The organism is Streptomyces endophytica (genome assembly GCF_026153355.1).
Lineage (GTDB): Bacteria > Actinomycetota > Actinomycetes > Streptomycetales > Streptomycetaceae > Streptomyces > Streptomyces endophytica.
Window position 1 is genome coordinate 1896867 of record NZ_CP110636.1, and the last position, 12270, is coordinate 1909136.

Sequence of the window (12270 nt, forward strand, 5' to 3'; positions counted from 1 at the left end):
GCCACTCCTCTGCAAGGCGTTGCAGAGCCTTCCGGTGCGCCTGCCGGCGCCTTTCAGCCGCTTACAGCGCCTTGCGGAAATCCTCCGCCGCCTGCAGGAACAGATCCATCGCCGCGGTCTCCCCGATCGTGACCCGGACGCCCTCGCCGGCGAACGGCCGCACCACCACGCCGGCCCGCTCACAGGCCGCCGCGAAGTCGGTCGTACGGTCCCCCAGCCGCAGCCAGACGAAGTTGGCCTGGGTCTCGGGCACCGTCCAGCCCTGCCCGAGCAGCCCGTCGACCACCCGCGCCCGCTCGGCCACCAGCGCGTCCACCCGCTCCATCAGGGCCTGCTCGCTGCGCAGCGACGCCACCGCAGCGTCCTGCGCGAGCTGGCTCACCCCGAACGGCACCGCCGTCTTCCGCAGCGCGGCGGCCACCGGCTCGTGCGCGACCGCGAACCCCACCCGCAGCCCCGCCAGGCCGTACGCCTTGGAGAAGGTCCGCAGCACGCAGACATTGGGACGGTCGCGGTAGATCTCGGTCCCGTCCGGCACCTCGGGGTCGCGGATGAACTCGCGGTACGCCTCGTCCAGCACCACCAGGACGTCCCCCGGCACCCGGTCCAGGAACGCCTCCAGCTCCGCACGGCGGACGACCGTGCCGGTGGGGTTGTTGGGGTTGCAGACGAAGATCAGCCGGGTCCGGTCGGTGATCGCGGCGAGCATCGCATCCAGGTCGTGCACCTCACCGGAGGTCAGCGGCACCTGCACGGAGGTGGCCCCGGACACCTGGGTGATGATCGGGTACGCCTCGAACGAGCGCCAGGCGTAGATCACTTCGTCGCCCGGCCCGGCCGTCGACTGGATCAGCTGCTGGGCCACGCCCACCGACCCGGTGCCGGTCGCCAGATGCTCCACCGGCACCGAGAACCGGTCGGCCAGCTCCGCCATCAGGCCCGTGCAGGCCATGTCCGGGTAACGGTTGAAGGCCCCCGCGGCGGTCACCGCGCTCTCCAGGACGCCCGGCAGCGGCGGATAGGGGTTCTCGTTGGAGGACAGCTTGTAGGTGACGGGACCGTCGGCCGGCGCCGGCCGCCCCGGCTTGTAGGTGGGGATGCCGTCCAGCGCCGCACGCAGCTTCGGGGTCTTCTCGCTCACCGCAGGTCCTCCTCGACCGTCCCGTCCATCTCCAATACTGCACACCTTAAGAGGATTGACCCGTTCGGCGGCAGCCCCGGCCGGAACCCGGTCGCCCGGCACGTTCCTCCGCACCCGTGCACCAAGATCACTCGGAAGGGGCCAGCGTGAGACCTTCGGGGCGCGCCCCGCTCGCAGTCGCGCGCCGGTGGCCTACGCCGTGGCGCGCATCCCTCGTCAAGGTGACTTGAGACCTCTTCGAGACCTGAACCGATCGACAGGCCGAGCCGGTGAATCTCCCCCCAAATAGCCTTCTTAGCCCTCAACTTCCTTTGTTTCTAGGGAAACTGACGGTAAATCACCTTGCAGAAACGTGCCTTTCCATCACACCGGTCAACGCCCCGCGAATGGCCCTATCGAGCCCTACTATCGGCTCGCCATGACAGCAGCAGGGAAGCACCAGGTGAGCCGGGCGACCGGTCGCCGGCTGGGGCGGGCGGGCATCCGCGATGTTGCCGCCGCAGCCGGTGTGTCGATCACGACCGTCTCCGACGCGCTCAACGGCAAGGGCCGGCTTCCGGATGCCACCCGTAGCCACGTCCGCGAAGTGGCCGACCGGCTGGGCTACCGCCCGTCCGCAGCCGCCCGCACCCTCCGTACCGGTAAGTCGGGGCTCCTCGGCCTGACCGTGACCACGTACGGGATGAACCTTTCACCTTCACCGAGTTCGCGTACTTCGCGGAGATGGCCAGAGCGGCCACCTCCGCGGCCCTGGCCCGCGGCTACGCGCTGGTCATCCTCCCCGCGACCTCCCGCCACGACGTGTGGTCCAACGTCGCCCTGGACGGCACGGTCGTCATCGACCCCGCCGACGGCGACCCGGTCGTGACCGAACTCGTCCGGCACGGCATCCCGGTGGTCTCCGACGGCCGCCCCGGCGGCGCCCTGCCGGTCACCGGCTGGGTCGACAACGACCACGAGGCCGCCGTCCTCGGCCTGCTCGACCACCTCGCCGACGCCGGCGCCCGCCGCATCGGCCTGCTCACCGGCACCACCACCGACACCTACACCCGCCTCTCGACCACGGCGTATCTGCGCTGGTGCGAGCGGGTCGGACAGGATCCGGTCTACGAGTCGTACCCGGCCCACGACCCGTGCGCGGGCGCGGTGGCCGCCGACCGGCTGCTGGCCCGCCCGGACCGGCCGGACGCCGTCTACGGCCTCTTCGACCCCAACGGCACCGATCTGCTCGCCGCCGCCCGCCGCTACGGCCTGCGCGTCCCGGAGGACCTGCTGCTGGTCTGCTGCAGCGAGTCCACCGTCTACGCCACGACCGAACCGCCGATCACCACGCTCTCCCTCAAGCCGCGCCGGATCGGCACCGCCGTCGTGCAGATCCTCATCGACGCCATCGAGGGTCTCGACACCGGACGCCCGATCGAGCAGGTGATACCGACCGATCTGATCGTGCGCACCTCCTCCCAGCGACGGTCCCCGCGCACGACCGTCAGCCCACCACGAGGACCCGCCGGCGACTGACGTTCCGCCGAACACGAACGAGCGGGCGTGCCGGACGACGCCGGGGCGCCCGCGTTGACGCAGAAAAACTGGATGATCTCGGGAGAAATCAGCCGCGATTGCCGGGCTCCAGTGGATTGACCACCCCCGGGTGCGTCACAACCCGCGACCGGCATTCCTATGATGGGCGCACGACACCGCGGACCGCCGTCGACCAGGCAAGGTCCGAGAGGTGCACGGCGGCGCAACGGTGGAGGGGTCGATGACTCAGGGGCCAGTCAGGGGCCCATGGTGTGGACCATGGGTGGACAAGCTCCGGCGTCCGTTCAACCGCCCGGAATGTCCGCAGGATCCCCCGTGCCACCGGCCGGCCCGCCGCTCCATCTGCCCGCCGGTCCCCCGGTCGCGCCGCCCCCCGCGCCCCCCTCGGTGCCGCCGGCCGCGCCGCCGGTCGAGCTGCCCGAGGACTACACCCCGACCGCGCGCGACCTTCCGGTCGTCACCCCGGGCCGTACCGACACGCTCATCGACCAGCCGTCCGTCGCGCCGGTCCCCGAGCCGGCCAACGGCTCCGACGCGCCCGAGGGCATGGGCCCCCTGTACGTCGTCGGCGATGTGCACGGCTACTACGACGAGCTGCGCGAGGCGCTGGCCGCCGAGGGCCTGATCGACGCCGACGGCAGCTGGGCGGCCGGCAACGCCCGCCTGTGGTTCCTCGGCGACTTCACCGACCGCGGCCCGGACGGCATCGGCGTGATCGACCTGGTCATGCAGCTGTCCGCGGAGGCCGCGGCGGCCGGTGGCTACTGCAAGGCCCTGATGGGCAATCACGAGCTGCTGCTGCTGGGCGCCAAGCGGTTCGGCGACACCCCCGTGCAGTCCGGTGCCGGCACCGCCTCGTTCCAGGCCGCCTGGCTCCTCAACGGCGGCCAGAAGACCGACATGGACCGCCTGGAGGACCACCACCTGCAGTGGATGGCCCGACTGGACGCCGTGATGGAGGAGGACGGGCATCTGCTCGTGCACTCCGACACCACCGCCTACCTCGACTACGGCGACTCCATCGAGGCCGTCAACGACACCGTCCACGACGTCCTCACCCGCAGCGACGCCGACGAAGTCTGGGACCTCTTCCGGAAGTTCACCAAGCGCTTCGCCTTCCGCGACGAGTCCGGCTCGCAGGCCGTGCGCGAACTCCTCGACGCCTACGGCGGCGACCGTGTCGTGCACGGCCACAGCCCGATCCCGTACCTCCTGGGCGAGGTCGGCACGGAGGACGGCGAGGGCGACGGCATCGCCGTCGACGGTCCGCACGTCTACGCCGACGGGCTGGCCATCGCCATGGACGGCGGCATCACGATGGCCGGAAAGCTGCTGGTCGTCCAACTCCCCCTGACTGGCTGAGCGTTCCCGGGGCAGGTATCCCCCCGACCGGCGGGACGGCCGGTACGGGGCGGGAACGAGGGGAGACACCGGCGGAATCCGGTCGGGCGGTTACTCAATTTCCGCAAACTCTCTGTCACCCCGTACCGGAGTCGCTCTACCATCGGTCTATCCGTAGCAGGCTCTCCTCCGTTTCCGCCCACTGCCCGGCCCACGCCGGCCGTACGGCCCTACGGAGCATCGGGGGATGCACATGAACAGCGCTCCGCACCTGCTGAACGAGGACCGCGCGGAATTCGCGCGGCTCCTTGATGAGGCGCTGCGTACCGCGGAATACCGCCCGGACGACCTCACCGCCGCCACGGGAAAGCATCTGAACAACGAGCAGTTGCGCACGATGGCGCTCAGCGCGACCACCGCCATCGCCGCCTGCGCGACGGCCGAATATCAGCGCTATGTCCAGCTCCGTGCCGAGCTGCGGACACCGGCACCGGCCGCATCCGGCCCGGCGTCCGGCCCCGTGACGCCCGTCGGGGAGCACGAGGAGCACGAGGAGGGCGACGACGGGGGAACGGGACCGGCCACCGACCCGGCCGTCATCGGGGCCGGAAACACCGGTGCCGGGCTGGCGGCGGTGGTCACCGTGCTCGCCCCGGTCCTCGCCGGTATCGCCGCCGTGCTCTTCCTCGTCATCGGCTACGTCCTGCGCGCGGTCAGCCCCGACAAGTCGCTGGCGCAGCCGCTGATCAGCGTCGGCTGGGTGTTCGCGGCGCTCGCCGCGGCCGGCTCCCTGGTCGCGATGACCTGCCTGGTCGTCACCGCACTGCGCAACGGCCCGTCCGCCGAGTCCGCCAGAGTGGACGAGCTGTACGAGGCCCTGGACCAGGCCCGGGAGGCGTGGCGGCGCGCCCTGTTGGAACGCGGACTGCTGCCCTTTCTGCGCGAGGCGCTCGCCGACCCCACGGCCACTCCTGACGACGACCCGGTCCACTACGTCCCCCGCCGCACCCCGGTCTCCGAGAGCCGCATCCCGACCCTCGGTTACTCCCGTCCCGAGTTCACCAGCCCGGAAAGCGGCTCGTCGGCCTCCCGCCCGCGCTACTCCAGCCCGGACTTCACCAGCCCGGATTACGAGGGGCCGGACGAGGAGGCGGACTAGGCACCGGGGCGGACGACGGGGCGGATCAGGACCCGGGACCACGGGCGGACCAGGACCCGGGGCGACGGAATCGGTGGGGGAGGCGGAGGTGGGGGCCCTGTTTGGGCCCCCACCACACGCCGTCAGCCGATCAGTCCGCCAGCGGCAGGTACACCCGGTTCCCGGCTGCCGCGAACTCCTTCGACTTCTCCAGCATCCCCGCCTCGACCTCCTCGGGCGTGGCGTCCGCGTCGCCGCCGAACTGCTCCGTGATGCTCCTGCTGATCTTCATGGAGCAGAACTTCGGCCCGCACATCGAGCAGAAGTGCGCTGTCTTGGCCGGCTCGGCGGGCAGCGTCTCGTCGTGGAAGGCGCGTGCCGTGTCCGGGTCGAGGGCCAGGTTGAACTGGTCCTCCCAGCGGAACTCGAAGCGCGCGTCGGAGAGCGCGTCGTCCCATTCCTGGGCGCCCGGGTGCCCCTTGGCCAGGTCCGCCGCATGGGCCGCGATCTTGTACGTGATCACGCCGGTCTTGACGTCATCGCGGTCCGGTAGGCCCAGGTGCTCCTTGGGCGTGACGTAGCAGAGCATCGCGGTGCCCCACCAGGCGATCATCGCCGCGCCGATACCGGAGGTGATGTGGTCGTAGGCGGGCGCGATGTCGGTGGTCAGCGGGCCGAGCGTGTAGAACGGCGCCTCCTCGCAGATCTCTTGCTGGAGGTCGATGTTCTCCTTGATCTTGTGCATCGGGACGTGGCCCGGGCCCTCGATCATGGTCTGTACGCCGTGCCGCTTGGCGATGGTGTTCAGCTCGCCGAGCGTCTTCAGCTCCGCGAACTGCGCCTCGTCGTTGGCGTCCGCGATGGAGCCGGGACGCAGGCCGTCACCGAGCGAGTAGGTCACGTCGTAGGAGGCGAGGATCTCGCAGAGCTCCTCGAAGTGCGTGTAGAGGAACGACTCCTTGTGGTGCGCCAGACACCACGCGGCCATGATCGAGCCGCCGCGGGAGACGATGCCGGTCTTGCGGCGGGCGGTGAGCGGGACGTAGCGGAGCAGCACACCGGCGTGCACCGTCATGTAGTCCACGCCCTGCTCGGCCTGCTCGATGACGGTGTCCTTGTAGATCTCCCAGGTCAGCTCCTCCGCCTTGCCGTCGACCTTCTCCAGCGCCTGGTAGAGCGGGACGGTGCCGATCGGGACGGGGGAGTTGCGCAGCACCCACTCGCGGGTGGTGTGGATGTTGCGGCCGGTGGAGAGGTCCATGACCGTGTCCGCGCCCCAGCGCGTCGCCCAGGTCATCTTCTCCACCTCCTCCTCGATGGAGGAAGTGACCGCCGAATTACCGATGTTGGCGTTCACCTTCACCAGGAAGTTCTTACCGATGATCATCGGCTCGATCTCCGGGTGGTTGACGTTGGCCGGCAGCACCGCCCGCCCCGCCGCGATCTCGTCGCGTACGAACTCGGGGCTCACGTTCTCGCGGAGGGCGACGTACTCCATCTCCGCGGTGATCTCACCGCGCCGCGCGTACGCGAGCTGGGTGACCGCGACGCCGTCACGGCCGCGGCGCGGCTGGCGCGGGCGGCCGGGGAAGACCGCGTCGAGGTTCTTGAGGCCGCCGCGCGTGAGGTGTGCTTGAGGCCGTCGTCCTCCGGCCGCAGGGGCCGGCCCGCGTACTCCTCGGTGTCGCCGCGGGCGATGATCCAGTTCTCCCGCAGCGGCGCCAGGCCACGGCGGACGTCGGTTTCGATGTTCGGGTCGGTATACGGCCCTGACGTGTCGTAGAGCGTCACGTCCTTGCCGTTGGTGAGGTGCACTCGCCGGACCGGTACCCGCAGGTCCGGGCGCGATCCGGAGACATAGCCCTTGTGCCAGCCGATCTCCTTCGGCTCGCCGCTGGCACCGCTTCCGCTTTCGGGCGTGCGTGCATCCTGCAGAGTCATAAGACCCAACTCCCTACGCCGGCATTACCCGGTAACAGGTTCGGCGGTCGACGCAGCCGTATCCGTCCGCTGGTGTTTTCACGTGAAACACAGCTGGGACGAAGGTCAGCGCCCTCTCAGCCCGGTGCTCCGAGCTCCCGCGATTGCAAAGGTGGCACCACGGTAGCGGCCGATGCCGCGGAGTGAACAGGGGGCCCGTCGGAACGAAGCGCCGATAGCGGAACAGAGCGCCGACAGCGGCCGCCCGTCGTGCGAGGGCAGCCGGACATCTTGCAATGATCGGGCGGTGAGCACTCACGAGCCCCACCTTCAGCCCGGCCCGCCCCAGCCTGGTCCGCAGTCCGGGCCGCCCCAGCCTGGTCCGCAGTCCGGACCGCCACGGCCTGGTCCACAGGCCGGCGTGCAGGCTGGTCAGCAGGCCGGCCGGCATGGGGGTGAGGGCGAGGACGGGCCCAGCCGTGGCCACGGGCACAACGATGGGCACGGGCACAGTCATGGCCACGGGCATGGCCACAACCACGGGCATGGCCACGGGCCGGCCGCGCCCGTCTCCCGGCATCTGCGCAAGGTGATCGCGGCGGTGCTCATTCCGTTCGCGGCCGCGGTGGCGGTCGGCCTGGTCGTGCTCTGGCCGGGCGGTGCGCCCCGCACAAACCGTCCGGGGTGGGCTTCGACCAGCCCACGGAACGGGCCCGCGTGATCAAGGTGGCGGAGGTGAACTGTGCGGACGTACATGCCGAGCAGCAGCCCCAGCCACCGTCGCCGACCGGGCAGCAGCCAACCGGGGAGCGGCGAAGGGAAAGCCCTGCCAGCAGGCGACGATCAAGGTCACCACGGGCGAGAACGCCGGACGCACCTTCCAGACGGTGGTGACGCCGGACGCGCTCCGGCACTACTCCACCGGGCAGGACGTCGTGGTGGCCTACTCCCCCAAGGCGCCGAAGGAACTCCAGTACTCGGTCAGCGATGTCGACCGGTCCGTGCCGATGTGGATCCTGGCGGGGATCTTCGCCCTGGCGGTCATCGTCGTGGGGCGGCTGCGCGGGGTGCTGGCGCTGGTGGCACTGGCAGCCAGCTTCGTCGTCCTGACGCTGTTCATCCTGCCGGCGATCCTGCAGGGCTCCGATCCGCTGGTGGTCGCGGTGGTCGGGGGCAGCGCGATCATGCTGATCGCGCTGTACATGTGCCACGGCCTGACGGCCCGCACCTCGGTCGCGGTGCTGGGCACCCTCGCCTCGCTGCTGCTGATCGGGCTGCTGGGGTCGGTGTTCATCAACTGGGCGCTGCTGACCGGCAATACGGACGACACCACGGGCCTGGTACACGGCCTCTATCCGAACATCGAGATCCGCGGTCTGCTGCTGGCGGGGATCATCATCGGCTCGCTGGGCGTGCTCGACGATGTGACGGTCACCCAGACCGCGGCGATCTGGGAACTACGGGAGGCCGACCCGTCGGCCGGCTGGCGGAAGCTGTACGGCGCGGCGATGCGGATCGGCCGGGACCACATCGCCTCCGTCGTCAACACCCTCGTACTGGCCTACGCGGGCGCCGCCCTGCCGTTGCTTTTGCTGTTTTCGATCGCACAGAGCAGCGTCAGCACGGTCGCCACGAGCGAGGTCGTCGCCGAGGAAATCGTCCGCACCCTGGTGGGCAGCATCGGCCTGGTGGCCTCGGTCCCCCTGACGACGCTACTGGCGGCCCTGGTCGTCGCAGCAGACCGCAAAAAGCCGGGCAGGCGGGGCACGGGGGCCCCACCGCAAACCCCTGGCACGCGAGGCCCCGCCACCCCGCCGGGTATCCCCGGAACGCGGAGTGCGGCAGCCCCACCGGACCCCTACGGGACGCAGGAGACGACCGGGGCATCAGGGCAAACGAGAGCCACCCCCCGCGCCGGCTCCGGTCACCGCGGAGGCCGCGGCAGACGACGTAGGCGGTGAGCAGGGCGGGGCGGGAGCCGGGAGCTGGGGCTTGAGGCCCGGAGGCCAGAGACGCGGGAGCCCCAGAACGCGGTGCACCCACGGACGCGGAAACCCGGAACCCGGGGACGCGAGTACGAGGGCACGAGGGCCCCAAAGCTCGGGACGCGAGCACGCGGGACGCGGCCGACTCGGCCGACTCGGGCGACTCGGGCGACTCGGGCGACTCGGGCGACTCGGGCGACTCGGGCGACTCGGGCAGGCAGGCAGGCGGTCAGGCGGGCGGCGGGCGGGCGGGCGGGCGGCGGGCGGGGGGCGGGCGCAACTGGGTGGGTGCGGCTGGGGTCGTGGCCACGTAGTCGCGGACCAGGCCCACGGCAAGTGGGCTCGCACCAGGGCCGCAGCCAGTCGGGAACGCACCGGGTCACACGGTCAGGCACGGTCAGGTGGGTACGCACCGGGACGCAACCAGACAGGGGCGAAACCCGGGCCGCAGCCAGGTGGGAACGAACCGAGCCGCCGCCAGGTGGGTACGGACTGGGGTCACAGCCAGAGGGGATGAACCGGGGCCGCAGTAGGCCGGCGCGACCGGGATCGCGGCCAAGTGGGCGCGACCCGCGGTCGGGGGCGGTTGGGCACGGCCGGTGGGACGCGGGCGGGTCAGCCGGCGGGAGCCTCCGTGAGGATCTGGTCCAGCACCGCTTCCAGGGTGTCACAGACCTCTTCCTTGCCCAGCGGGACGAGCCGGTCCGTACGGTCCAGGAAGGCGACCAGGGGCGCCGCACTGACCCGGAACAGGGCGCGCTCGAGGCCCACTTGAAGGCTGATGAAGACGTCGCTGAGGTGCGCGGGCCCGGCCGGTTCGATCCGCACATCACCCTCACCGGACGGCCGACTCAGCCCGTCCAGCAGCAGCTCACGACCGAACGCCCAGGTCACGGGCGCATCGCCGGGCAGGTCGAAGGTGAGACGGACGGCATACGGATCGGCGCTGTCGAAGTCGAGATCCACCGGGATCCGGAACGAAAGCTCCTCGGAGACGACGAAGCTCATGATCACTTCTGCCTGAACTGTGTCGGTCATCAACCACTGCCCCGCACTTGATCGGAGATGGCCGGGAAACATCCCCCATAGCCCTATTGACGCCATCGTCGGCCAGGCGCAGGCAGATCACAAGGAGTGAGTTTTCAGATACTGATAGAGAAGGCGAGTGTCGTTAGTGTCGCCTCCGCCATTTTTCGTAGTCGATCCGTAACGGACCGCAATCGATGCAGTTCTTCCGCCGGCAGGGAGACCGCCAGGGCCGCCGCGGCGGCGCCGACCTGGACGGGAATGGCCGAACAGACCGTGCCGAGGGCATATTCCTGGCGCTCGTAGGCGACCTGCTCGCGACGCACCGTATCCAGGCGGCGCAGCAGATCGTCCTCGGTTTCCAGGGAGAACGGGGTTATGGACTGCATGGGATAGCGGGCCAGATGCTCCTTCCTCGTCGCGTCGTCAAGCTGAGCGAGCAGACATTGCCCGATCGCGTGGGCGTGGGCGGTGCTGCGGAAGTCGACCCACTCCTCCACGGGTGGCCGTTCCGGGTCGTCGGTCACCGCCACGACCTCGACTTCACCCTCGCGGTAGACGGCGAAGTAGACGGCGGCCCCCAACTCCCGGCCCGCGAGTGCCAGCGCCTCCGAGATCTGGGCCCGCTGCCGGCGCCTGGCTCCTGCCCGGCCGATGGCTTCGGCCGCCTCCCCGAAGACGAACACGCCGTTCTCCCGGCGCAGATACCCCTCGTGGGTCAGGGTCCGCAGCAGGTGGTACGTCGTCGGCAGCGGCAGCCCGGTCTCTCTGGCGAGTTGTTTGGCGGGCGCCCCGTCCTCGTGCGCCCCCACCGCTTCCAGCAACCGGAGCGCCCGCTGCACCGATCCGATCAGGGTGGGGTGAGAGCCGGATTCGCCATTCGCCATTGCCAACGCCAACCCCCAGGTTCCGCGCGCCACGGGCCCGGGCACCCCGGTCGCGGGAACCGCTCCCGCGCCCGCATGCGTCTCCCGTCCCCCGGTGACACCCGTCCCGGCCTCGCCTCATGCAGCGCCTCCCGAACCTCACCCTCCGCATCACGACATCCGCGCGCCACCGCCCGGGCATCACGGTCCGGGCGTCACCGTTCGAACGTCAACATGCGGAACGTCACCATCCGGAAGACGTCTGCGGACCGCACTCTAGCTCCGCCCGTCGCGTCGATAGGCCGAAAGCCGGGGGAGTTAACCCGCCTGGCCCAGCGGCGATCACGAGGGGAGTTGATGCGGCGGGGGTGGTCGCGTTCGCCCCTTGCCGGGCAGGGCACCGCCATCCGGGACCACCTCGGTCCCGTCCCGACCTTCATGTAGGCCACCTCGTCCAGGCTCCACATCGCCCGTACCCAGGTCGCCCGTACCCACTCCGCCCGAGGCAACGCCCGCCCAGGGCCACGTCGGTGCCTGGCGGCGCCCGCGTCTGACGAGGTTCGTGCCTGGCGGTGTCCGTGCCTGGCGGTGTGCATGCCTGGCGGTGTGCATGCCTGGCGGTGTGCGTCCGAGGTCACGCCCGCCACAGGCTCACGCCCGTCCGGGGTCGCGCCCGCGGGTCGCGCCCGTCACGTCCGTCACGTCCGTCCGGGGATCACGTTCGCCCGTAGTCATGTCCGTAGTCACGTCCGTCCAAGGTCGCGTTCGGTTCGGAGCGCGCCTTCGCCTTCGGCGATCCTCGTCCCGGGCCCGCCGTGGCAGGTGGTCGCCCGCCCGGGCAAGCGGATGCCCGGGGGCGGACCACTACGAGGGAGCGGGTGCCCGGGTGGGCGACTGCTGAGGGGAGAGCTGCCGCCCGCAAGTGAGCGCCCGGGCGAAGGACGCACACACGCGCGGCCGCCGCGGTGGCGGCGGCCGGCGGCGCAGACCCGTGGCTTACCAGTCGGTCTTCGACGAGGACGACGACGAGCCGGTGAAGCGGCGGACCAGGTAGATGACCCCCGCGATCAGAGCCGCCGCTATGAGGACCTTGAACAGCAGGCCGATCAGGAAGTGGAGCGCGGAGGCGATCAGGCCGCCGAACACCACGATCAGGACGACGGCACCACAACCCAGGTGACCCACCACGGAAGTCCGGTGAATATCCCCTTACCAGCCACTGCTCTGCCCTGCTTTCTGTCGGTCGCGCTGTCTGTACCGTTGTCCGTACCGCGCTATCTGTCCGGTGCGCTGCGTTCAGCGCCGATGGCACCG

At 70.6% G+C, this 12270-nt stretch carries 5 protein-coding genes and 4 pseudogenes; 4 read left to right on the forward strand and 5 right to left on the reverse strand.

Annotated features, from left to right (window positions below; genetic code table 11):
- Positions 1-61: 61 nt before the first annotated feature.
- Entirely contained in the window at positions 62-1141 is a 1080-nt protein-coding gene (gene hisC / locus OJ254_RS08600; RefSeq protein ID WP_265361863.1) for a histidinol-phosphate transaminase, read from the reverse strand.
- A 418-nt stretch (positions 1142-1559) separates the two neighbouring features.
- Between hisC and OJ254_RS08605 the strand changes: the two are divergent.
- From OJ254_RS08605 to OJ254_RS08615, 3 genes and pseudogenes are all read left to right on the forward strand, one after another.
- Positions 1560-2659: pseudogene (locus tag OJ254_RS08605) on the forward strand (LacI family DNA-binding transcriptional regulator).
- A 318-nt stretch (positions 2660-2977) separates the two neighbouring features.
- Positions 2978-4042: a metallophosphoesterase gene (locus OJ254_RS08610; protein WP_265361864.1), complete on the forward strand. Its 1065-nt coding sequence runs from the start codon at positions 2978-2980 to the stop codon at positions 4040-4042.
- Positions 4043-4268: 226 nt separating this feature from the next.
- On the forward strand, positions 4269-5180 hold the full coding sequence (locus OJ254_RS08615; protein WP_265361865.1) for a hypothetical protein: 912 nt from the start codon (positions 4269-4271) through the stop codon (positions 5178-5180).
- A gap of 130 nt (positions 5181-5310) precedes the next feature.
- Here OJ254_RS08615 and thiC read toward each other — a convergent pair.
- Positions 5311-7100 (reverse strand): annotated as a pseudogene (gene thiC / locus OJ254_RS08620) (phosphomethylpyrimidine synthase ThiC).
- Positions 7101-7386: 286 nt separating this feature from the next.
- Between thiC and OJ254_RS08625 the strand changes: the two are divergent.
- Positions 7387-9040 (forward strand): annotated as a pseudogene (locus OJ254_RS08625) (YibE/F family protein).
- Between the two features lie 639 nt (positions 9041-9679).
- On the opposite strand, the gene OJ254_RS08630 reads toward OJ254_RS08625, so the two are convergent.
- From OJ254_RS08630 to OJ254_RS08640, 3 genes and pseudogenes are all read right to left on the reverse strand, one after another.
- A complete protein-coding gene (locus OJ254_RS08630) occupies positions 9680-10102 on the reverse strand; it encodes an SsgA family sporulation/cell division regulator (RefSeq protein ID WP_265361866.1) in 423 nt (140 codons plus the stop codon).
- 104 nt (positions 10103-10206) lie between these two features.
- The gene (locus tag OJ254_RS08635) at positions 10207-10977 is read right to left on the reverse strand and encodes an IclR family transcriptional regulator (RefSeq protein ID WP_265365102.1); all 771 of its coding nucleotides are present in this window, start codon (positions 10975-10977) and stop codon (positions 10207-10209) included.
- 975 nt (positions 10978-11952) lie between these two features.
- Positions 11953-12176 (reverse strand): annotated as a pseudogene (locus OJ254_RS08640) (DUF5326 family protein).
- Between the last annotated feature and the right edge of the window lie 94 nt (positions 12177-12270).